This window comes from Citrobacter sp. MGH103 (assembly GCF_001034475.2).
GTDB lineage: Bacteria > Pseudomonadota > Gammaproteobacteria > Enterobacterales > Enterobacteriaceae > Citrobacter > Citrobacter freundii.
On record NZ_CP073043.1, the window covers coordinates 3,356,383 to 3,379,088 of the forward strand.

At 53.7% G+C, this 22,706-nt stretch carries 21 protein-coding genes and 1 pseudogene; 4 read left to right on the top strand and 18 right to left on the bottom strand.

Annotated features, from left to right (window positions below):
• Positions 1 to 80 precede the first annotated feature (80 nt).
• The 6 genes from odhB to sdhC form a co-directional block, all read right to left on the bottom strand.
• The gene (gene odhB, locus SK33_RS16225; protein WP_003022925.1) at positions 81 to 1,304 is read right to left on the bottom strand and encodes a 2-oxoglutarate dehydrogenase complex dihydrolipoyllysine-residue succinyltransferase; all 1,224 of its coding nucleotides are present in this window, start codon (positions 1,302 to 1,304) and stop codon (positions 81 to 83) included.
• Between the two features lie 14 nt (positions 1,305 to 1,318).
• Entirely contained in the window at positions 1,319 to 4,120 is a 2,802-nt protein-coding gene (gene sucA, locus SK33_RS16230; protein WP_003847318.1) for a 2-oxoglutarate dehydrogenase E1 component, read from the bottom strand.
• Between the two features lie 257 nt (positions 4,121 to 4,377).
• Complete coding sequence (gene sdhB / locus SK33_RS16235; protein ID WP_032948848.1) at positions 4,378 to 5,094, bottom strand: succinate dehydrogenase iron-sulfur subunit SdhB; 717 nt, start codon at positions 5,092 to 5,094, stop codon at positions 4,378 to 4,380.
• Between the two features lie 15 nt (positions 5,095 to 5,109).
• The gene (gene sdhA / locus SK33_RS16240; protein ID WP_003022919.1) at positions 5,110 to 6,876 is read right to left on the bottom strand and encodes a succinate dehydrogenase flavoprotein subunit; all 1,767 of its coding nucleotides are present in this window, start codon (positions 6,874 to 6,876) and stop codon (positions 5,110 to 5,112) included.
• Positions 6,876 to 7,223: a succinate dehydrogenase membrane anchor subunit gene (sdhD, locus tag SK33_RS16245; protein ID WP_003022916.1), complete on the bottom strand. Its 348-nt coding sequence runs from the start codon at positions 7,221 to 7,223 to the stop codon at positions 6,876 to 6,878. Before sdhD ends, sdhA begins: the two co-directional genes overlap by 1 nt.
• Positions 7,217 to 7,621 (bottom strand): succinate dehydrogenase cytochrome b556 subunit, encoded by a 405-nt coding sequence (sdhC, locus tag SK33_RS16250; protein ID WP_003831406.1) that lies wholly within the window; start codon positions 7,619 to 7,621, stop codon positions 7,217 to 7,219. Before sdhC ends, sdhD begins: the two co-directional genes overlap by 7 nt.
• 383 nt (positions 7,622 to 8,004) lie before the next feature.
• Here sdhC and SK33_RS16255 point away from each other — a divergent pair.
• The 3 genes and pseudogenes from SK33_RS16255 to SK33_RS16265 all read left to right on the top strand — a co-directional run bounded on the left by SK33_RS16255 (position 8,005) and on the right by SK33_RS16265 (position 10,824).
• A pseudogene (locus SK33_RS16255) lies at positions 8,005 to 8,115 on the top strand (hypothetical protein).
• 203 nt (positions 8,116 to 8,318) lie between these two features.
• Complete coding sequence (locus SK33_RS16260) at positions 8,319 to 9,602, top strand: citrate synthase (RefSeq protein ID WP_003022909.1); 1,284 nt, start codon at positions 8,319 to 8,321, stop codon at positions 9,600 to 9,602.
• Positions 9,603 to 9,777: 175 nt separating this feature from the next.
• A complete protein-coding gene (locus tag SK33_RS16265; protein ID WP_032938512.1) occupies positions 9,778 to 10,824 on the top strand; it encodes an AbrB family transcriptional regulator in 1,047 nt (348 codons plus the stop codon).
• On the opposite strand, the gene nei is transcribed toward SK33_RS16265, so the two are convergent.
• Genes nei through ybgI form a run of 8 tightly spaced genes read right to left on the bottom strand, consistent with a single transcriptional unit; the run spans position 10,821 to position 17,114 of the window.
• Positions 10,821 to 11,612, bottom strand: a complete 792-nt coding sequence (nei, locus tag SK33_RS16270; protein ID WP_048219300.1) for an endonuclease VIII — start codon at positions 11,610 to 11,612, stop codon at positions 10,821 to 10,823. The two genes, SK33_RS16265 and nei, sit on opposite strands and share 4 nt — an antisense overlap.
• Before the next feature lie 14 nt (positions 11,613 to 11,626).
• Complete coding sequence (gene pcp, locus SK33_RS16275) at positions 11,627 to 12,271, bottom strand: pyroglutamyl-peptidase I (protein ID WP_003022901.1); 645 nt, start codon at positions 12,269 to 12,271, stop codon at positions 11,627 to 11,629.
• A 9-nt stretch (positions 12,272 to 12,280) separates the two neighbouring features.
• Positions 12,281 to 13,276 carry a DUF979 domain-containing protein gene (locus SK33_RS16280; protein ID WP_003022898.1) on the bottom strand — a complete coding sequence of 332 codons (996 nt, stop codon included), beginning with the start codon at positions 13,274 to 13,276 and terminating at the stop codon, positions 12,281 to 12,283.
• Positions 13,273 to 13,995, bottom strand: coding sequence for a DUF969 domain-containing protein (locus tag SK33_RS16285; RefSeq protein WP_048219302.1), 723 nt, complete (start codon positions 13,993 to 13,995; stop codon positions 13,273 to 13,275). Before SK33_RS16285 ends, SK33_RS16280 begins: the two co-directional genes overlap by 4 nt.
• A 53-nt stretch (positions 13,996 to 14,048) precedes the next feature.
• On the bottom strand, positions 14,049 to 14,783 hold the full coding sequence (pxpA, locus tag SK33_RS16290) for a 5-oxoprolinase subunit PxpA (RefSeq protein ID WP_003022894.1): 735 nt from the start codon (positions 14,781 to 14,783) through the stop codon (positions 14,049 to 14,051).
• Positions 14,773 to 15,705 carry a 5-oxoprolinase subunit PxpC gene (pxpC, locus tag SK33_RS16295; protein ID WP_003022892.1) on the bottom strand — a complete coding sequence of 311 codons (933 nt, stop codon included), beginning with the start codon at positions 15,703 to 15,705 and terminating at the stop codon, positions 14,773 to 14,775. The genes pxpA and pxpC overlap by 11 nt, the downstream gene beginning before the upstream one ends.
• The gene (gene pxpB / locus SK33_RS16300; protein ID WP_003022889.1) at positions 15,699 to 16,355 is read right to left on the bottom strand and encodes a 5-oxoprolinase subunit PxpB; all 657 of its coding nucleotides are present in this window, start codon (positions 16,353 to 16,355) and stop codon (positions 15,699 to 15,701) included. The genes pxpC and pxpB overlap by 7 nt, the downstream gene beginning before the upstream one ends.
• A gap of 15 nt (positions 16,356 to 16,370) precedes the next feature.
• Positions 16,371 to 17,114, bottom strand: coding sequence for a radiation resistance protein YbgI (gene ybgI, locus SK33_RS16305; protein ID WP_003022887.1), 744 nt, complete (start codon positions 17,112 to 17,114; stop codon positions 16,371 to 16,373).
• 289 nt (positions 17,115 to 17,403) lie between these two features.
• On the opposite strand from ybgI, the gene dtpD reads away from it, so the two are divergent.
• Entirely contained in the window at positions 17,404 to 18,885 is a 1,482-nt protein-coding gene (gene dtpD / locus SK33_RS16310) for a dipeptide permease DtpD (protein ID WP_048219305.1), read from the top strand.
• Positions 18,886 to 18,935: 50 nt separating this feature from the next.
• On the opposite strand, the gene SK33_RS16315 is transcribed toward dtpD, so the two are convergent.
• The 4 genes from SK33_RS16315 to SK33_RS16330 all read right to left on the bottom strand — a co-directional run bounded on the left by SK33_RS16315 (position 18,936) and on the right by SK33_RS16330 (position 22,699).
• Entirely contained in the window at positions 18,936 to 19,850 is a 915-nt protein-coding gene (locus tag SK33_RS16315) for an Rpn family recombination-promoting nuclease/putative transposase (protein ID WP_048219306.1), read from the bottom strand.
• Positions 19,851 to 20,010: 160 nt separating this feature from the next.
• The gene (gene phrB, locus SK33_RS16320) at positions 20,011 to 21,429 is read right to left on the bottom strand and encodes a deoxyribodipyrimidine photo-lyase (RefSeq protein ID WP_048219310.1); all 1,419 of its coding nucleotides are present in this window, start codon (positions 21,427 to 21,429) and stop codon (positions 20,011 to 20,013) included.
• 20 nt (positions 21,430 to 21,449) lie between these two features.
• Positions 21,450 to 22,403, bottom strand: a complete 954-nt coding sequence (locus SK33_RS16325; protein ID WP_003835465.1) for a YbgA family protein — start codon at positions 22,401 to 22,403, stop codon at positions 21,450 to 21,452.
• Positions 22,404 to 22,492: 89 nt separating this feature from the next.
• Complete coding sequence (locus SK33_RS16330; RefSeq protein WP_003022870.1) at positions 22,493 to 22,699, bottom strand: YbfA family protein; 207 nt, start codon at positions 22,697 to 22,699, stop codon at positions 22,493 to 22,495.
• Positions 22,700 to 22,706 lie beyond the last annotated feature (7 nt).

Sequence of the window (22,706 nt, forward strand, 5' to 3'; positions counted from 1 at the left end):
CATCCTTCAGGTAATCGTTATCTTTTACCCGTAGGTCTGATAAGCATCCAGACCTACGGGGCAGGTGATACTCTTATTAACTACACGTCCAGCAGCAGACGCGTTGGATCTTCCAGCAACTCTTTAATGGTTACCAGGAAGCCTACTGACTCACGACCATCGATCAGACGGTGGTCATAAGACAGCGCCAGATACATCATCGGCAGGATTTCAACCTTGCCGTCTACCGCCATCGGACGATCTTTGATGGCATGCATACCCAGGATGGCGCTCTGCGGTGGGTTGATGATCGGCGTGGACATCAGGGAACCGAACACACCACCGTTAGTGATGGTGAAGTTACCGCCCGTCAGATCTTCAACCGTCAACTTGCCGTCGCGACCTTTAACTGCCAGTTCTTTAATGTTCTTCTCGATGTCAGCCATACCCAGCAGATCCACATCACGCAGGACCGGCGTGACCAGACCACGCGGCGTGGAGACCGCCATGCTGACATCAAAGTAGTTGTGATAAACCACGTCATCGCCGTCGATGGACGCGTTCACTTCCGGATAGCGTTTCAGCGCTTCAACAACCGCTTTCACGTAGAAAGACATAAAGCCCAGACGGATACCGTGGCGTTTCTCGAACGCATCACCGTATTGCTTACGCAGGTCCATGATTGGCTTCATGTTGACTTCGTTGAAGGTGGTCAGCATGGCGGTGGAATTTTTCGCTTCCAGCAGACGCTCGGCTACGCGTTTGCGCAGACGGGTCATCGGAACACGTTTTTCGCCACGCGCGCCCAGTTGAGCCTGTGGTGCAGGTGCTGCTGCCGGCGCTTTTGCTTCGGCTTTCGCAGCCGGGGCTTTCGCCAGATGTTTTTCAACATCTTCACGCGTGATACGACCGCCGACACCGGTGCCATTGATAGCGCTGGCTTCAAGGTTATGCTCACCCAGCAGGCGACGGATCGCCGGGCTCAGGGCATCGTTGTTCTGCTCAGCAAGAGACGCCTGCTGGCGCTGTGCCGGAGTAGAATCCTTCTCTTCAGACTTAGCGCTGGTTTCTTTACCGGTGCTGTTGCCTTCACGCAGGCGACCAAGGATCTGGCGAGAAGTGACGGTTGTCCCTTCATCTTCCAGAACCGCATCAAGAATACCGTCCGCTGATGCCGGTACTTCCAGTACCACTTTGTCAGTTTCGATTTCTACCAGTACTTCATCACGACGTACTGCATCGCCCGGTTTTTTGTGCCAGGTTGCAACCGTTGCATCCGCTACGGATTCAGGCAGGTCGGGAACAAGAATATCTACGCTACTCATTATTTATCCTTTATTTAATCGACGTTCAGCGCGTCATTTACCAGATCTTGTTGCTGCTTCTGGTGAACGGACATATACCCTACTGCCGGAGAGGCAGAGGCCGGGCGACCTGCATAACGCAGAGCTGACCCAAATGGAATTACTTCACGGAAATGATGCTGGCTGCAGTACCATGCGCCCTGGTTGAGCGGCTCTTCCTGGCACCAGACAAAATCATGTACATGAGCAAACTGTTTCAGCGCTTCCTGCACCGCTTTATGCGGGAACGGATAGAGCTGTTCGATGCGCACAATGGCAACATCTTTTTGGTCGTTCTTGCGGCGTTGCTCCAGCAGGTCGTAATAAACCTTACCAGAACACATCACGACACGCTTCACGCCTTTCGGATCAAGTTCATCGACTTCGCCAATGGCTGGCAGGAAGGTGCCATTTGCCAGTTCGTCCAGCGTAGACACCGCCAGCGGATGACGCAGCAGCGACTTCGGTGACATCACCACCAGCGGACGGCGCATACCGCGCAGCGCCTGACGACGCAGCATGTGGTAGACCTGTGCCGGGGTAGACGGGACGCAAACCTGCATGTTTTGCTCAGCGCAAAGTTGCAGATAACGTTCCAGACGCGCGGAGGAGTGCTCCGGACCCTGACCTTCGTAGCCGTGCGGCAGCAGCATCACCAGACCACACATACGGCCCCATTTCTGCTCGCCGGAAGAGATGAACTGGTCGATAACCACCTGCGCACCGTTGGCGAAGTCGCCGAACTGCGCTTCCCAGATGGTCAGCGTGCGCGGTTCTGCCGTGGCATAACCGTATTCAAACGCCAGTACCGCTTCTTCAGACAGTACGGAGTCCCATACGCGGAACGTGCCCTGACCGTTATGCACATGCTGCAGCGGCGTGTAGGTTGAACCGTTAGCCTGATTATGAATGACCGCGTGACGGTGGAAGAAGGTTCCGCGACCGGAGTCTTCACCCGACAGACGAACCGGAATGCCTTCGTCAACCAGCGTGGCGTAAGCCAGATTCTCTGCACCACCCCAGTCGAATAGCTTCTCGCCTGCGGCCATGGCCTGACGGTCGCCGTAAATTTTGGCAACACGCGACTGCATTTCAACGGCTTCAGGCACGGTGCTGATGCGTTTTGCCAGCTCCTGCAGACGCTTCATCTCAACCTTGTTCGGGTAGCTTTCGTCCCACTCGTGGTTGAGGTACGGCGACCAGGTGAAGGAGTGCATGTTCATTGGACGCCACTCTTTCACCACGCATTCGCCAGCATCCAGCGCATCACGGTACAGATTGACCATTTCGGTCGCATCTTCCAGCGTGGCGACTTTGTCCGCTTCCAGCTTGTCAGCGTAGATTTTACGCGGGGTCGGATGCTTTTTGATTTTCTGATACATCAGCGGCTGGGTTGCGCTCGGCTCGTCGGCTTCGTTGTGGCCGTGACGGCGGTAGCACACCAGATCGATGAACACATCGCGTTTGAAGGTGTTACGGAAATCCAGAGCCAGACGCGTCACGAAAGCGACCGCTTCCGGGTCATCCGCGTTAACGTGGAAGATTGGCGCCTGAACCATCTTACCGATGTCGGTGCAGTACGGCGTAGAACGCGCATCCAACGGGTTAGAGGTAGTAAAGCCCACCTGGTTGTTGATGACGATGCGAACGGTACCGCCCACTTCGTAACCACGCGCTTTCGACATGTTCAAGGTTTCCTGAACCACGCCCTGCCCGGTTACCGCCGCATCGCCGTGGATGGTGATTGGCAGTACTTTATTGCTGCTCGGCTCGTCCAGACGATCCAGGCGTGCACGTACGGAGCCGATAACCACCGGGCTAACGATTTCCAGGTGCGACGGGTTAAACGCCAGCGCCAGGTGTACCAGACCGCCTTCGGTTTCGATATCAGACGAGAAGCCCATGTGGTACTTCACGTCACCGGTGCCGAGGTGTTCTTTATGTTTGCCCGCAAATTCGTCGAACAGTTCCTGCGGGCGTTTGCCCAGTACGTTAACCAGAACGTTCAGACGACCACGGTGCGCCATGCCCAGTACCACTTCACGAGTACCACTGTTACCAGCGTGGCGGATCATCTCTTTGAGCATTGGGATTAACGCATCACCGCCTTCCAGCGAGAAGCGTTTCGCGCCCGGGAACTTAGCGCCCAGGTAGCGTTCCAGACCTTCTGCTGCGGTCAGTTCGCTCAGGAAGCGTTTCTTCTCTTCGCTACTGAATGCGGCACGGCCAGACTCGATACGCTGTTGAAGCCAGCGTTTTTCTTCGGTGCTGGTGATGTGCATATACTCGGCGCCAATTGGGCCGCAGTAGGTTTGTTTCAGCGCAACAACCAGGTCGCTCAGCTTCATGGTGTCTTTGCCGCCGGCAAAAGAACCTACGTTAAAGCTTTCCTGGAAATCCGCATCGGTCAGATCGTGGAAAGACGGGTCCAGATCAGCCACATTTTCTTGCTGCCACAGTCCCAGCGGATCAAGATTCGCATGCTGATGACCGCGGAAACGGTAGGCGTTAATGAGCTGCAGGACTTTAACCTGCTTCACATTGGCATCAGGGTCGGAAATAGAAGAAGAGTAACGTGGGGTAATCAACGCCTGTCGACGGAAATAATCACGTGTTTTTGAGTGGAGTTGATCCGGTTTGACTCCGGTACCAGGTAACTGCTGGAACGTCGAACGCCAGTTAGCATCTACCGAGTCAGGGTCGGTTAAGAAGTCTTCATAGAGCTGTTCTATCCAGCTCTGGTTAGAACCAGAGAGGTAAGAAGAGTCCAACCAGGCTTTCAAAGCGCTGTTCTGCATCGTGATCCCTTAAGCATTTGTATGCTTACTTCGCCGTGGATACTACCACGCACACCGATGTGCGTGCCGGGGTTCACTTGCGAGCTCTTTTTGTTTGGCTCGCGAAGGAACCTTTAAAAACTGTCAGAGATAAGAGGCAGTTTTTAGAGGTTTCCTGCACTTATATTGCCTGATGGCGCGTAGCTTATCAGGCCTACGGGTATGTCCCTTATAGGCCGGATAAGACGTTTACGTCGCCATCGGGCAACCACTACAATTTATGCGCTACGTTTAAGCAGCATCGACTTAATATGGCCGATGGCGCGCGTCGGGTTCAGCCCTTTAGGACATACGCTGACGCAGTTCATGATGCTATGGCAGCGGAATACGCTGAAAGCGTCACTTAAACCTTCCAGGCGGCTGTCGGTCTCGGTATCGCGGCTATCAATTAAGAAGCGATACGCGGCCAGCAGGCCTGCCGGGCCAATAAACTTGTCCGGATTCCACCAGAATGATGGGCAGGACGTTGAGCAGCATGCACACAAAATACATTCATACAGCCCATCGAGCTTCTCACGCTGCTCAGGCATTTGTAAATGCTCACGAGCCGGCGGATTTTTCCCATTATTCAACAAGTAAGGCTTAATCTTCTCATACTGTGCGTAGAATTGCCCCATGTCTACCACCAAATCGCGCACAACCGGTAAACCCGGCAGCGGGCGAATGACAATTTTCTTGCCCGGCTGATTCAGCGCAGAAATAGGTGTGATACAGGCCAGTCCATTTTTGCCGTTCATATTCAGACCGTCGGAGCCGCAGACCCCTTCACGGCAGGAGCGGCGGAACGACAGAGACGGATCTTTTTCTTTCAGCTGCATCAATGCATCCAGCAGCATCATGTCGCGCCCTTCTTCCGCCTCCAGGGTGTAATCCTGCATATGCGGAGCGTCGTCAACATCCGGGTTATAGCGATAAACTGAAAACTCGAGTTTCATTGTCCTGTCTCCGCATTAATAAGTACGAATCTTCGGCGGGAATGCCGGGCGCAGCTTCGGTTCCATATTGACTTGACGTCGCGTCATGGATTCCGACTCTGGCAGGTACAGGGAATGGCACAGCCAGTTTTCATCATCACGTTCCGGGAAGTCGAAGCGGCTATGCGCGCCACGGCTTTCGGTACGGAAGTTTGCAGATACTGCAGTGGCGTACGCGGTCTCCATCAGGTTATCCAACTCCAGACACTCAACGCGCTGGGTGTTGAACTCGCTGGAGGTATCGTCCAGACGGGCATTTTTCAGGCGTTCGCGAATCGCTTTCAGCTCTTCCAGACCTTTCGCCATCGCATCGCCTTCGCGGAATACCGAGAAGTTATGCTGCATACATTCTTGCAGCGCTTTGCGAATCGCCACCGGGTCTTCACCATTACGGTTACCGTTCCAGCGGTTCAGTCGTGCCAGAGAAGCATCGATTTCATCTTCGGTCGCATCCAGCAGGTCACCCTGCTCAGCGATAGATTCCTGCAGATGCAGACCCACCGCACGACCAAACACCACCAGGTCCAGCAGCGAGTTGCCGCCCAGACGGTTAGCGCCGTGAACCGATACGCAGGCGATTTCACCAACGGCAAACAGCCCAGGGATCACCACATCTTCGCCCTGCTCATTCACGGTCAGCGCCTGGCCAGTTACTTTGGTCGGAATACCGCCCATCATATAGTGGCAGGTTGGGATAACCGGAATCGGCTCTTTAACCGGGTCAACGTGAGCAAAGGTACGGGACAGTTCGAGAATACCCGGCAGACGGGATTCCAGCACTTCTTTACCCAGGTGGTCGAGTTTCAGCTTAGCGTGCGGACCCCACGGGCCGTCACAGCCGCGACCTTCACGGATTTCGATCATGATGGAACGCGCCACCACGTCACGACCCGCCAGGTCTTTCGCATTCGGGGCATAACGCTCCATGAAGCGCTCGCCGTGTTTGTTCAACAGATAACCACCTTCACCACGGCAGCCTTCTGTTACCAGAACGCCCGCACCGGCGATGCCGGTTGGGTGGAACTGCCACATTTCCATATCCTGCACCGGCACGCCAGCGCGGATAGCCATACCAACACCGTCACCAGTATTGATGTGGGCATTGGTGGTGGACTGATAAATACGGCCAGCACCGCCGGTCGCCAGCACGGTCGCACGGGCTTTGAAGTAAACTACCTCACCGGTTTCAATACACAGCGCGGTACAACCGACAATCGCGCCATCGGCATTTTTTACCAGATCCAGCGCATACCATTCTGAGAAGATGGTGGTATGGTTTTTCAGGTTCTGCTGATACAGCGTGTGCAACAGCGCATGACCGGTACGGTCTGCCGCTGCCGCAGTACGTGCCGCTTGCTCACCGCCGAAGTTCTTCGACTGGCCGCCAAACGGACGTTGATAAATTGTGCCATTGTCGAGGCGAGAGAACGGCAGCCCCATGTGGTCCAGTTCCAGAATCGCTTCCGGACCGGTTTTACACATATATTCAATAGCGTCCTGGTCACCAATGTAGTCCGACCCTTTAACGGTGTCGTACATGTGCCATTCCCAGTTATCTTCATGGGTATTACCGAGCGCAACGGTGATGCCACCCTGCGCGGATACGGTATGGGAACGGGTTGGGAACACTTTAGAGAGCAGCGCACAAGTCTGCCCGCTCTGGGAAATTTGCAGCGCCGCGCGCATACCTGCGCCGCCGGCACCAATCACAACAGCATCAAATTCTCTGACTGGCAGTTTCATTACACACCCCACACCACAACAAATCCATAAATGACGTAAACCACCAGCGCAACAACGATAGCCAGTTGCAGAATCAGGCGCACAGCCAGAGGTTTAACGTAGTCGGTCAACACCTGCCACATGCCGATCCAGGCATGAATCAAGATGGAGAAAAGTGCCAGCAGGGTAAAGACTTTGGTGAATGCCGATGAGAAGAAACCGGTCCAGACTTCATACGTCAGCTCGCCGCTGGTGGCGAAGAAACCGACCATAAAGATGATGTATAACGTCAGAACGATAGCGGTAGCACGGACCAGAATGAAGTCATGTACGCCGTTGCGTCCTAATGCGGAGGCGTTGCTTACCATACGAGGACTCCTGCGAGAAGTGAAAGCACGACAATGATAACGAAACAAATTTTGGCGGAGCGTGTCCCTGCTTCGAGGGTTTCTTCGATATAGCCAAAATCCATCAACAGATGGCGAATGCCCATTACGGCGTGATATGCCAGCGCAATCAGGATCCCCCACAGAATTAACTCCACAAAAAAGTTATTCATAATGGATGACGCGGTGAGGAAACCTTCAGGGGAGGAAAGGCTGGTACCCAATAACCACAACAGAATCCCGACCGCCACGAAGGTGATCACTCCGGATACGCGATGGAGAATGGACGCTATCGCCGTGATTGGGAACCGGATCGTTTGCAGATCCAGATTGACAGGTCTTTGTTTTTTCACATTTCTTATCATGAATAACGCCCACATGCTGTTCTTATTATTCCCTTTAGACTTCGGGTACAGAAGATGAAGACACCTGTAGCCTGAAAGACGACGGGATTTCCTTCCTCCGGTCTGCGTGCGGGTCAGACAGCGTCCTTACTATAACTACGCGTCATATAAAACACTGCTTCCAGATGCTAAAACGACACGTTACAACGCTGGTTGGCTCGGGATTGCAGGGTATTCCGGAGACCTGGCGGCAGTATAGGACGTTCACAAAATCATTACAATTAACCTACATATAGTTTGTCGGGTTTTATCCCGAACAGTGACATAGGTCACGATAACAACATTATTTTAATTTTTAATCATCTGATTTGACAATCATTAAACAAAGTTGTTACAAACGACACCAGAAAAAGCATATAATGCGTAAAAGTTATGGGGTCACTCTTTCACCGGAGATTTAGTTATGTAACAGTGTGGAAGTATTGACCAATACCTTCAGGACAGTTATTAGTGATAGACAGGTTAAATAATTCGGATTGCTAAGTTCTTGATTTGCAGTTTATTCGCCATAAAAAGACCGTTTTACCTGCAAGCGCCCATAGCTCTGTACCCAGGTCATCCCCTCTTTCGCAGAGCGGCGAGCCAAATAACAAACTGGTAACGGTTTATTGATGCACGAAGGCAAATTTGAGTTCCGGCAGTCTTAAGCAATAAGGCGCTAAGGAGACCGTAAATGGCTGATACTAAAGCAAAAATCACTCTAAATGGTGATGCTGCTATTGAACTGGATGTGCTGAAAGGTACGCTCGGTCAGGACGTTATTGATATTCGTAGCCTTGGCTCAAAAGGGATGTTTACTTTTGACCCAGGTTTTACCTCTACCGCATCCTGCGAATCCAAAATTACTTTCATCGACGGTGACGAAGGTGTTTTGTTGCATCGCGGCTTCCCGATTGACCAGTTGGCGACCGAGTCCAACTATCTGGAAGTGTGTTATATCCTGCTGTACGGCGAAAAACCGACGCAGGAAGAGTACGACGAGTTCAAAACCACAGTCACTCGCCATACCATGATCCACGAGCAGATCACGCGTCTGTTCCACGGTTTCCGCCGCGACTCTCACCCGATGGCCGTTATGTGCGGTGTCACCGGAGCGCTGGCAGCGTTTTATCACGACTCGCTGGATGTAAACAACGCGCGTCACCGTGAAATCGCCGCCTTCCGCCTGCTGTCCAAAATGCCAACCATGGCAGCGATGTGCTATAAGTATTCCATCGGGCAGCCGTTCGTGTACCCGCGTAACGATCTCTCCTACGCCGGTAACTTCCTGAACATGATGTTCTCTACGCCGTGCGAAAAATACGAAGTGAATCCGATTCTGGAACGCGCAATGGATCGTATCTTAATCCTGCACGCTGACCACGAACAGAACGCCTCAACCTCTACCGTACGTACCGCGGGCTCTTCTGGCGCTAACCCGTTTGCCTGCATCGCGGCTGGTATCGCTTCCCTGTGGGGACCGGCACACGGCGGCGCAAACGAAGCTGCGCTGAAAATGCTGGAAGAAATCAGCTCTGTTAAACACATTCCGGAATTTGTTCGCCGCGCGAAAGACAAGAATGATTCCTTCCGCCTGATGGGCTTTGGTCACCGTGTTTATAAAAACTATGACCCGCGCGCTACCGTCATGCGTGAAACCTGCCACGAAGTGCTGAAAGAACTGGGCACCAAAGATGATCTGCTGGAAGTGGCGATGGAACTTGAGCACATTGCGCTCAACGACCCATACTTCATCGAGAAGAAACTCTACCCGAACGTAGACTTCTACTCCGGCATAATCCTGAAAGCGATGGGTATTCCGTCCTCCATGTTCACCGTTATCTTCGCCATGGCGCGTACCGTTGGCTGGATTGCACACTGGAACGAAATGCACACCGACGGCATGAAAATCGCCCGTCCGCGTCAGCTGTACACCGGCTACGACAAGCGCGATTTTAAATCTGATATTAAGCGTTAATTGTCTGCCGGATGGCGCCAGCGTCTGTCCGGCTTGCAGTTATAAACGCTCCCAGGCCGGACAAGGCGGTAATGCCTGTATCCGGCCTGTTTTTATTTGATCCACATTATTTTATTCTTATCGTGCTTTCTCTATGATTTACTGAGATTTCTCACATTTTACTCAGGAGCATGGGATGCCTGTTTTGCAGTGGAGCCTGTTGTTTGTGCTATCGCTCCTGCTTTCCCTGCTCTTTCTGTTTATCCATCTTCCAGGCCCCTTGCTGCTCGGTTCCATGATCGTTGGCATCATCTTCAGTCTGCGCGGCATCTCTCTGCATCCTCCCCGCTGCACATTTCTTGGCGCGCAGGCGATTCTCGGCTGCATGATTGCCCAAAATCTGACCGGTTCAATCTTCACAACCCTTGCAGCCCACTGGCCGATGGTGATTGTTATCCTGCTGGCAACCCTTATCAGCAGCGCGATAATCGGCTGGCTGCTGGTTCGCTACAGTACGCTACCGGGTAACACCGGCGCATGGGGCTCGTCACCAGGCGGCGCAGCGGCAATGGTGGCGATGGCGCAGGATTATGGTGCCGACATCCGACTGGTGGCGTTTATGCAGTATCTGCGCGTACTGTTGGTGGTCGGCGCGGCGGCGATGGTCACCCGTCTGGTGATGGGCGACCAGGCGCAGGCGGTCAGTGAACAAATCATCTGGTTTCCGCCTCTAAGCGGCAATCTTTTCAGCACTCTGATGCTGGCCGCCGTTGCCGGCACGGCTGGACGCTTACTGCGTATTCCCTCTGGCGTCATGCTATTGCCGATGCTGGTGGGTGCCTTGCTGAATGCAAGCGGAGTGATGGTGATTGAACTGCCGGAATGGCTACTGGCGATAGCCTATATGGCCATCGGCTGGCAAATCGGCCTGGGCTTTGACAAGCAGATATTTTTAATGGCGCTGCGCCCTTTGCCGCAGATCCTGTTGTCCATTTTTTCACTGATGGCGATCTGCGCCGGTATGGCCTGGGGACTGGCGCATTACATGCAGATAGATTTTCTCACTGCCTATCTGGCAACCAGTCCTGGAGGAGTGGATTCTGTTGCGGTGATCGCCGCAGGAAGCCACGCTGATATGGCGCTCATCATGGCGATGCAAACCCTGCGACTGTTCAGCATTTTGTTAACTGGCCCCGCAGTCGCGCGGTTTATTTCGGTGCACGCGCCAAAACGGCCCGCTTAGTGCTGACATCCCGGACACCAGTAAAAAGGTCGCGAGGAGAGCATCGTTTTCTCGATAGTCCCACCACAACGCTCACAGGCTTCGCCGTCCCGATGAAAGACCTTGAAGCGAAACAACGCACCGTGATGTTTGTTCTCATCCACCAGCCCACGGGTGTTATAAGACAGACGTGGAATATCAAGCAGCGCATGCGCCAGTGCATCCAACTGTTCATCGGCAAGCTGCGACGCTTTATGCTGCCCGGTCAACCCTACCTGCCAAAGGATCTCTACCCGCAAGTAGTTACCTAATCCCGCCAGAAAAGCCTGGTCCAGTAGCAGACCAGAAAACTGGCGATTGCAAAAACGCGGAGATAACAGACGCGCTTTAACCTCATCGGGCGTTAAACGTAAATCCAGTACATCCGGCCCTACCCGTTGCAGGAACGGATGGGTGGCGAGCTGTTCTGGCGTCAGCATTTCGATATCAGACGCGCTATACAGCAGGATAGTTTTGTCTTGCGTTTGCAATCTGACACGGAGTACCCGCGAGGTCTGCGGGATGTTGCCCGTATCCACCACGCGCCACACGCCATAGAGCTGATTGTGACTGTACAGCGTCAGGCCATTGGAAAAATGGGTCAGTAATGCTTTCCCTCGCGTTTCAAGCTGGGTAACACTCTGCCCAATTAGTTGAGATTCATACGGTTTTAACTGCTCAAAGGCAAACCAGACTTCCGTCAGGGGTTTGCCTTTGACAGCCGCCTCCAGGTTATCCGCCGCGCGGCGGATCTCCGGGCCTTCAGGCATAATACTGTCCTTTGTTAATGTGTTGCGCCGCCCGTGACTGCGATATCGCTTTCCACCTGCAAGGCGGTGGCAATTGCGACCTCCAGCGCCCGGCGTACTGTTTCAGCCGCCATACTTGGCGCCCCGGGATGCTGTGCGGCCTGTTGCGGCAAATAAGGGATGTGAATAAAGCCGCCCTTCACCGCCGGTGCGTCGCGTAGTTTATGCAGCAGGCCATACATCACGTGGTTACACACGAAAGTGCCAGCGGTCTGGGAAACCGAAGCCGGAATTCCCGCGTTGCGCATAGCCATAACCATCGCTTTGATCGGCAGCGTGCTAAACCATGCCGCTGGACCATCGGCTACAACCGGCACATCTACCGGCTGTTGCCCCTGATTATCCGCAATACGCGCATCGTCAACGTTAATCGCCACGCGTTCCACGGTGATATCCGTGCGGCCACCCGCCTGCCCCACCGCCAGAACCAGCGATGGCGACAGCGCATCAATCGCGCCATTGAGTACGGCAAGAGACTCGCCAAAGACGCACGGCAGTTGGCGGGCAACGACGCGGCATCCACCGATGATAACATTATCGAGTCCCGAGACCACTTCCCAGGAAGGGTTAACTGACTCGCCGCCAAAGGGTTCAAATCCCGTGATGAGTACTGTTTTCATCCTGTCACCTTACAAGAACATCAGGAAATACATCAGGAACACGTTGACCAGCAGCAGCAGTATACCGGTTGGCACCTGAGCTTTAATCACCGCATTTTTGTCCGGTAGTTCCAGCAGCGCAGCAGGGACAATGTTAAAGTTCGCCGCCATCGGCGTCATCAGTGTCCCGCAATAACCGGAGAACATACCAATCGCCGCCATTACCGCCGGATTACCGCCATGTTGCAGTACAAGAATCGGAATACCAATCCCAGCGGTCACGATCGGAAAAGCAGCAAACGCATTGCCCATGACCATAGTCAGCAATGCCATGCCGATGGTGTACACCGCCACTGCGATAAAGCGACTGTCTACCGCCAGATATTCCTGCGTCAGATATGAAATGCCGTTGCCTACGCCCGCTGCCGTAAACAACAGCCCGAGCGTGGCCAGAATCTGTGGCAGGATGAACGCCCAGCCGATGGAGTCCAGCAGACGGCGCGCCTCCTGGATCGGTTGATGCACCCGCTCATGGGTCATTTTTATTGCCATCGCCAGGCCAATCAACGAACCTGCGGTCATGGAAAAAAGCGTCACCAGCGTGGCGTGATTACCCGGCCCAAACAGCGCATCCTGTAAGCCCGGAATATGGTTGAACATCAGCACGCCAATAACCGTTACTACCGGGATCGCCAGCGCCGGGAAAAAAAGGCGGTTGCCCAGGCGACTGGCGCTCTCTTCGCGTTGTTGCTGCGTCCGTTGATGGTAACTTCCCAGCTTCACGCCGCCAAAACCGGCGATCAGCGCCAGGACGACCACCGCAATACCGACGGCAATATGCACCGCGCGCTTGTCGCCAAACAGCGAGAATGTCCAGTCGCCAAGCAGAAACAGTACGCCGTATATGCCCCAAAACAGGCCAGTGGTGAAACGACGCGGGTTCGCTTTATCCTGCCAGGACATGACGGCCACAATCAGTAATACCGCGCCCGCCAGCCAGTAGAGATAGCTTTGTTGAAAATTCATTGCGCTTCCCCTTTCGCTGCGGCATTCGCTTTCGCCACCTCACGTTGCAAATAGCTATCCAGACGCCACAAACGTGTGCCGTGGATCAGGAAAGCACAAATTGCCGTTGGGATCCCCCACAGGGCGATATGCAGCGGTTCGGTCTGGATCCCACCAGACTCCAGCATAAAGTTATGCATGAAGATGATAGCGCCGAAAGCAACAAAGATATCTTCACCGAAAAACAGCCCGACGTTATCGGTCGCCGCTGACATTGCGCGCTGTCGATAGCGTACCGCCCCAGGTATCTCGCCGTGATTTTTCTCAGCGGCCCCTTCCGCCATCGGCGCCAGCAGCGGACGCACCATTTGCGGATGCCCCCCCAGACTGGTGAGTCCTAATGCAGCGGTCGCTTCGCGAATGAACAGATAGACAATCAGCAGGCGGCCACTGGTGGCGCTGCGGATTTTTGCGATCCACGTCTGTGCACGTTCTTTCAGACCGTGACGCTCCAGCAGACCGATTACCGCCAGTGGGATCAGCAGGATAAACGGCAGGTTGCGGGTGTTAAGAAAACCTTCACCCAGTTTCTCGAGAATAGTGGCGATAGGCATATGCGCCGCCAGTCCCGTGACGATCCCGGCAATAATGACCACCAATACCGGGTTAAAACGTAAAAGAAATCCGACCACAATGACGGCGATCCCCGTCAATGGCCAGAGAGAAATAGCCTCTCCCATAATTAAATCCCTTATGTTGTTGTGTAATATATTATTGTTTTGTATGAATAAATTTATGCGCTAATTTGAATATTGCATGCTTCAAAGGCGCTACGCAAGCGGCGGGCAAAAGCGAGTGCGTGCTCGCCATCCCCATGAATGCATACCGTCTGGGCAGTAACGCTCGCCCATGTCCCACTTTGGCTTTTTACTCTGCCGGATTGCACCATTTCTAACGTTTGCGCCAGCGCCTGCTCTTCATCCTCAATCAGTGCGCCCGGCTGACTACGCAGCACCAGGCTGCCATCGGCCTGATAACCCCGATCGGCAAACACCTCCTGACGCGTTACCAGGCCATAGTGTTCTCCAGCACGAATCAGTTCGCTTCCCGCCAGTCCCACTAAAACCAGCGACGGATCGCAGGCATGAACCGCTTTCGCAATCGCATCAGCCAGTTGAGGATCTTTCGCTGCCTGGTTATAGAGCATGCCATGCGGTTTGACATGATGCATCACACCGCCCTCCGCCCGCGTGATGGCAGCTAGCGCGCCAATTTGATACAGCGTCTGCGCATACACCGTTTGCGCAGGCAGGGTCATGGCACTACGGCCAAAATTTTCCCGATCCGGAAAGCTGGGGTGCGCACCTATCGCTACGCCATTTTTTAGCGCTTCGCGCACGCTTGAGAGCATGGTTTGCGCATCGCCTGCGTGAAACCCACAGGCGATGTTGGCCGATGACACCAATTGCAGCAACGCTGCATCGTTCGCACATCCCTCACCGAGGTCTGCATTGAGATCAATTTTCATTGTTAAGTCGCCATGCTAACTGTTCCAGGTAACGCTGCTGGTCGTACCGCGCCTTCAGCGCTTCCTCCAGCGAACACTGCACAAAATGAATCGGTTGACCGAGCGGGATCTGCGCCAGATGATACATATCTGCCTCAATAATACAGGCGATGCGCGGATAGCCGCCCGTCGTCTGCGCATCGTTCATCAGCACAATTGGCTGACCATTATGTGGAACCTGCACCACGCCGGGGAGCAAGCCATGTGATAGCAGCTCGCGATCGGTCGTGCGCGTCAGCGGCTGCCCCTGAAGACGATACCCCATACGGTTACTTTGTGGGCTAAGTTGCCACGGTGAGCGCCAGAACGAAGCCTGCGATACCTCATCAAACTCCTGATATTCAGGTCCGGGCAGCGCGCGAATGAGATTACCCCACATCAGTTGCTTAACACCTTGCGGCTCGCTGAATTGCCGGGTAGATACGCCAATCGCCAGTCGATCGCCATCACGCAGTAGACGCCCTTCAAACCCACCAATGCCCACTTTCAGATCGGTACTACGCGAGCCCATCACTTCGGGAACATCAATACCGCCCGCTACCGCCAGATAACTGCGCATGCCATGAAGCGGACGTTTTAGCGTCAGGCGCTGCCCGGCTTTTACCGGTAACCGCCATCCGCTCCACACGGGCGTACGATCCAGCTGTGCTTCGCATCCGGCACCGGTCAGGGCAAACCAGCCATCGGCTTCAAACTCCACCACCAGTTGCCCCAGCGTGATTTCCAGCGCTGCGGCATTCGCATCATTACCTACCAGCAGGTTAGCCACGTTCAGCGCCGGTTTATCCAGCGCCCCACAGTGACTGATTCCGGATTGACGAAAACTATGACGTCCCCCGTCCTGTACTGAGGTGTACATACCAGCGCGGATGATGTTTAACATATCCCCTCCTTCTGCGGGACAAAACGCACGGTATCGCCAGCCCGTAACAGAATCGGCTCCTCCCGTTTTGGATCAAATAACGAAACGGAGGTACGCCCAATCAATTGCCACCCGCCAGGCGTGGAAAGCGGGTAGATCCCCGTTTGAGATCCACCGATACCGACAGAACCTGCCGGAACAAGCAAACGCGGTTCCGCACGTCTGGGAGTATGCAGTTGTTCAGGTAAGCTCCCGAGATAGGGGAATCCCGGCTGAAAACCGATAAACCACACCACGTAATCAACCGACGCATGAAGTTCCACAACCTGCTTTTCACTTAATCCGCTGTGCCGGGCGACCTCTGCCAGATCGGGGCCGGCCTCACCGCCATAGGTAACGGGAATTTCAATAAAGCGCGAATCCGGCTCCAGTGCTTCACTCTCTTCCCACCAGCGTTGCAGGCGCTCAATCGCATCCAGCGCCAGCGTTTGCGGGTCGCGCAAGGTCACCGTGATATTGTTCATGCCTGGAATAGCTTCCAGTACATTCGGGGCATCAACCAGACGCTGGGCCAGACGCCAGATGCGTTTCTGAGTCGCCAGCGTAATGGGCGGTTCCAGTTCAAGAACCACTGCCGTTTCACCTAACAGATAACAACGCGCTCGCTGCACTTTCGTCCCTCTTTATTACGCTGGATTAGGAATATCGATAAAAGTCACGTCCAGATCGGTATTTTCATTAAGCCAATCGCTTAATGCGCGAATGCCGCCGCGTTCGGTCGCATGGTGACCGGCAGCATAAAAATGCAGCCCCTGCTCGCGGGCTGAGTGAATGGTTTGCTCTGAAACTTCACCAGTGATAAAAGCGTCGACGCCAAACCGGGCTGCGCTATCAATAAAACTTTGACCGCCCCCCGTACACCAGGCGACGCGCTGAACTTTTTCCGGACCGGTATCACCACACCATAACGGTTTACGGCCTAAACGCGCTTCAATCCACGATGCCAACTCCAGTCCCGGAACCGGCATGGAGAGTTCTCCCCATGGCACCAGCGGTTCGATCTCACCCATCACGGTAATCCCCAACAGCGCGGCCAACTGCGCGTTATTCCCCAGTTCCGGGTGAGCATCCAGCGGCAGGTGCCAGCCATACAGGTTGATATCGTTTTCCAACAGCGTTTTCAGACGATGGCGCTTCATGCCGCGAATTACCGGAGATTCGCCTTTCCAGAAATAACCGTGATGAACGATAACCGCATCGGCCTGCAGGCGCACCGCCTCATCCAGCAGCGCCTGACTTGCGGTCACGCCGGTCACGATTTTATGCACCGTCTCTTTGCCCTCAACCTGCAAACCATTCGGCGCATAGTCGCTAATGGCGGCGCTGTTCAGTTTGTCGTTGATCAGTTGTTCCAGTTCGGTGTTTTTCATCATCGTCCTCGTAGTCATTAATTCTGCCTGCCTAATCAGCAACACAGCTTAGGTTAAAATAGCGTCCTCGCCTGCGTTCGTCGATAGCCATTTCACTGACACATCAAGAAACAATCACACCCGCTTTGAACATGATTTGCTTACCACTACGCGATCCAATTCATGTATATTTATGCAATCAGACAGCATATTGCAAAAATAATCAGATCTGTATCTAAGTTACAACTTTAAGGAAACACATTCGCACAGTACGCTCAGCCTGTCGCGAGGCATTTACTTCGAGAAAATAATGAATAAACAAGCATCTCAACCACGGGCGATTTATTACGTCGTCGCGCTACAAATCTGGGAATATTTCAGTTTTTACGGCATGCGTGCGCTGCTGATCCTGTATCTCACTAACCAGCTCAAGTACGACGATAATCACGCATATGAACTGTTCAGCGCCTACTGTTCGCTGGTCTACGTCACCCCCATTCTCGGGGGATACCTGGCAGATAAAGTGCTAGGCAATCGAATGGCGGTGATGATCGGCGCATTTTTAATGGCGGTGGGACATCTGGTATTGGGCGCCAGCGAAATGGCCCCGGCGTTCCTCTATCTGTCGCTGGCGATCATTGTCTGCGGCTACGGTCTGTTTAAATCCAACATTAGTTGCCTGCTGGGCGAGTTGTATCAACCTGAAGATCCGCGTCGCGACGGTGGATTCTCTCTGCTCTACGCAGCCGGTAACATCGGTTCGATCGTCGCACCGATTGCCTGCGGATACGTGCAGGAAGAATACAGCTGGGCGATGGGCTTTGCGCTGGCGGCGATTGGCATGCTGGCAGGGTTGGTGATTTTCTTATGCGGTAATCGCCATTTCGCTCATACCACTGGCGTCAACAAGGCCGTGCTGTGTGCGAAAAAGTATATGCTGCCAAACTGGGCCTGGCTGTTAGTTCTGCTGGTTGCAGCGCCGTTACTGATTACCGTCCTGTTCTGGAAAGAGTGGTCCGTTTACGCAGTGATCGTTGCCACGGTTATTGGTCTGGCAGTTCTGGCGAAGATCTACCGCCAGGCGCAGACACAGAAACAACGCAAAGAGCTGGGGCTTATCGTCACGCTGACCTTCTTCAGCCTGTTGTTTTGGGCCTTTGCTCAACAGGGCGGCAGTTCGATTAGCCTGTATATTGACCGCTTCGTTAATCGCGATATTTTGGGGTATTCCGTCCCGACCGCGATGTTCCAGTCGGTTAACGCCTTTGCCGTTATGCTGTGCGGTATTGTGCTGGCCTGGGTAGTCAAAGAAAGCGTTGGCGGCAATCGTACCGTACGTATCTGGGGTAAATTCGCCCTTGGCCTCGGTTTAATGAGCGCAGGGTTCTGCATTCTGACCTTAAGCGCCCGATGGTCCGCAGCTTACGGCCACTCTTCCATGCCGCTGATGGTATTAGGGCTGGCGGTCATGGGCTTTGCCGAACTGTTTATCGACCCGGTGGCGATGTCGCAAATTACGCGTATTGAGATCCCTGGGGTGACTGGCGTATTAACAGGCATTTATATGCTGCTGTCCGGCGCCATCGCCAACTATCTGGCAGGCGTTATCGCCGATCAGACGTCGCAAGGCTCGTTTGATGCTGCAGGCGCTATCAACTACTCCATCAATGCGTATATTGATGTCTTTAGCGAAATTACCTGGGGCGCGCTGGCCTGCGTGGTGTTGGTGCTGCTGATTTGGCTGTACCAGTCGCTTAAGTTCAGAAACCGTCCGCTGGCGGTAGAATCCTGAGTGTAAGGGCCCGATGATGTAATACGATTCGGGCCTGTTTTTTCGGGTAATTACGCATAACTTGCAGCGAGTTCCTCTTCAGAAAGACCTGTAACCATTAGCACAATGTCGCGATCTATTCCCTGCTCCAACATAGTTTGCGCTATACGTAATGCGGCTTCTCGCTTTCCTACTTCTTTGCCTTGTTGTAAACCTTCCTGTAATCCATCTAACCGTAACCGCTCCGCAATAGTCATCAGCCTCTCCTTATGTTGGGGGATCCGTTGCGCCATCTCTTGCATAAACTCATTAAAGCGAGATTCATCGCCGGATCGTAGGATGTAATTAAACATCGCCTGCAGTTGCGTGTCATTAGCGCATCCAGTAAGTAGTAGCGTGGTCAGTTGTTCTATCAGCCCCATCAAATCCCGCTGACGGATATGTTTTTGCATTAATTCCAGCAGCGCCATTCGCCTGTGAGCCATGATCTCATCATCGGGTACCACCGTTATGTCTACCAACGGAAATGCGCTGGAATAAAGCTGTCTTGCCGCCACGGGGTCGGCAAAGGCATCCAGCCAGCACAATGAGTACGGATAGGGGCTTCGGCAGCCATGATAAAACAGCATCGGTATCACCAGTGGCAGTTCCTTGTGCCCTGCGTCCAGATGGCGCTGCATCGCCGCCAGCGCATAACGCAACAGACGAAAAGCCATATGTGGCTCGGCTGAACTTTGATGCTCTATCACCACATAGACATAACCGTCACCGTTGCGTGTGTGCAAAGACCAGAGCACGTCGGAGTAGCGCGAACGTAAATCCGCTTCAATAAAGCTTTCTGACTCCAGTTGCAGCGAATTCAAATCGCAAAGCATCCGCAGTTCAGCTGGCAGGTGAATGTCGAGAAAATCCCGTGCAGTTTCGGGATGATGTAAAAACGTTTTAAACACCGCATCATGCGGGGTGGAGGTCGTTGGCGTTGTCATTAATTTCCGTCATTTTCATTCAGATGACGGAAATTTACTGCTGAGAGAAAACTTGTGCAGCAGGGTATTCACGGTACTGAGCGCACGCTTCAGCGCTAAAATCACCCAACTGCAACATGTTCATTCTGTTGGAAGGTATTACGCAAAATCCACCATGCCTTTACCCTTTACGCGCCGCCTCATATGCCGCCAGCGTCGCCAGCCTTGCCTGTTTATGATCCACAATCGGGCGAGGATAACTTAGTGTTACCTGCGCTTTTTCTGCCCACGACCACGGGTTATGAATGGCTTTACCCGGCACGTCGCGCAATTCCGGCACCCACTGGCGGATAAACTCACCGTCACGGTCGAATTTTTCGCCCTGCGTCGTGGGGTTAAAGATACGGAAATACGGTGCGGCGTCGGTTCCGGTTGAGGCTGCCCACTGCCAGCCGCCGTTATTGGCCGCGAGGTCACCATCAATCAGTTGCGACATGAAATATTGTTCGCCTTTACGCCAGTCAATCAGCAGGTCCTTCACCAAAAAACTGGCCGCAATCATGCGTAAACGATTATGCATCCAGCCCGTGGCGTTGAGCTGACGCATCGCCGCATCCACAATAGGGTAACCCGTACTACCCGTTTTCCAGGCCTGTAAATGCGTCGGATTATTCTGCCATTGCACGCGATCGGTCCAGCGGATAAAGGGTTGATACCGACACAGCGCCGGATGGTAAGTCATCAGATGACGATAAAATTCGCGCCAGATAAGCTCGTTCAGCCACATGCTACCCCTGCCGCCCTCAAGCGCCTGCGGCTGCTCCGCGAGCAGTCGATTCAGGCACTGGCGCGGTGATAGTCCTCCAGTCGCCAGGCTCGCGGATAATCGACTGGTCCCGTCAATCGCTGGAAAATCACGCTGCTGCTCGTATTCTCCCGCAGCCTGCTGGCAAAAATGGCGTAATTGCGCGATGGCCAATTTTTCATCTGCCACAAACCTCTGCGCATCAAAATATTGCTGCGGATAGCTCAGCGTTATTGCGCTTAACGACGTGCTGAGTGCGCCGCTGTGCCTCATTTTCGGCGCGCTAACGCATTCTGGAATACCGTCTTTAATCCGCTTCAGCCAGGCATTTTTAAACGGCGTGAACACTTTATACATCTCATGATTGCCGGTCATCACCGCCCCCGGGGGCAGGATCACGCTGTCGTCAAACCCTTCGCATACCACCTGAGGTAAGGACTTTTCGACGGCGGCATCACGCTGGCGTTCGTTTATTTCATATTGATAGTTATAAAATAATCGACTGACGTTATGCTGCAGGCAGACACTTTTGATGGTGTCCACGCTGGCCGCAAAATCAGCCACTTCGTAAAACAGTAAAGGGATGCCTTTTTCTGCCAGCGCTGTTTGTAACGCATTCAACTGCGCGCAGGTAAATGCCGCCTGGCGCGGAGCCATATCATGCGCCTTCCACTGCTCGGGGGTAGCGATATATAACGCCAGCACCTGCGCAGAACGATCCCGACAAGCCGCCGCCAGTGCGAGGTTGTCGTGCAGGCGTAAATCACGCCGAAACCAGACCAAATGGGTGGTCATAACACTCCTGAAGAAAAAAGTTAACGCCCGTAGCGCAAACGCAGAGCCTCTGGCCAGGGATTGAAATAGCGCTGCCCGGAGAGATAAGCATCCGGATATTCCGCCATATAGTGTTTGAGTAATGTTATTGGCGCAAGCAGCGGTTGAGTCGAACGTCGATACCCGTCAATGAGAGAGGCCAGCTCCTGCCGCTGACGAGAATTTAATTGCGTACGGAAATAGCCCTGGACATGCATCAGCACGTTGGTATGGTTGCGCCGCGAGGGAAGATGCGCCAGCAAACTCATCAGCCTTAAGCGATACTCGACAAAATAAGCCTGCAAATCTTGCCATTCGCCGATCGCCGCGACAAAACGCCCGAGTTCGCGATAGTCCGGCTGGGAATGGGCCAACAGTAATAGCTTGTAACGGCTGTGATAATCGATTAGTGCGCCGCGCGTTAACCCTTGCTGACGGATACCGTTGAGCTCGTGCAAGGCATAAATGCGCTCAACAAAATTTTCCCGAATCTGCGGGTCGTGCAAACGCCCGTCCTCTTCCACGGGAAGCCAGGGTAACGTCGACATCAGCACGGACGTAAAGATCCCTCGTCCCGCTTTACGGTTGTTTTTGCCTTCCACGTCGTAGACCCGCACCCGTTCCATACCGCAACTGGGGGATTTTGCACAGACAATATAGCCGCACAAATGCTCCAGACGATTGCTTTGTCGCTGACTAAAAGCCGTCATTACGTCTGTCAAATCACCCTCGCGCTTATCACTAAAACGCAGGGAGACAGCCTCGCCCTCTTTGACCAGATGCAGCGCAGGTCTCGGGACCGGTAACCCGATACCCATTTCAGGGCATACGGGTTCGAACGCGACCCACGGCGACAGTTCTTCCACAGCAAAGGCTAGCCGCTTATGCCCACCATCATAGCGAACCGCCTCCCCCAACAGACAGGCACTGATACCTACAGGGATTTTCTCGCTCATGATCGCTCCTTTCTCATTCCTGAGATAAGTGTAGCTATCATGAACAAAAAAGCCGCTGATATCAGCGGCTTTTGGGGATTTATTAGCTATCAGTAGAAATCGCAGGTGGCTTTTTCAGCCTGCTCCATCCACACCGGTTTATCACTGGTTTTAGACCAGACGCGGTGCAGATAGCTGTAAAAACGGGCGCGGTCTTTCCAGAACAACATGACCGGCAGCGCCAGCACGCCCGCCACAACGGCAAAGGTACGGCGCAAGAAAACAATGTGTGCTGGATATTCTTTATAAAAGTCCATAATCCTC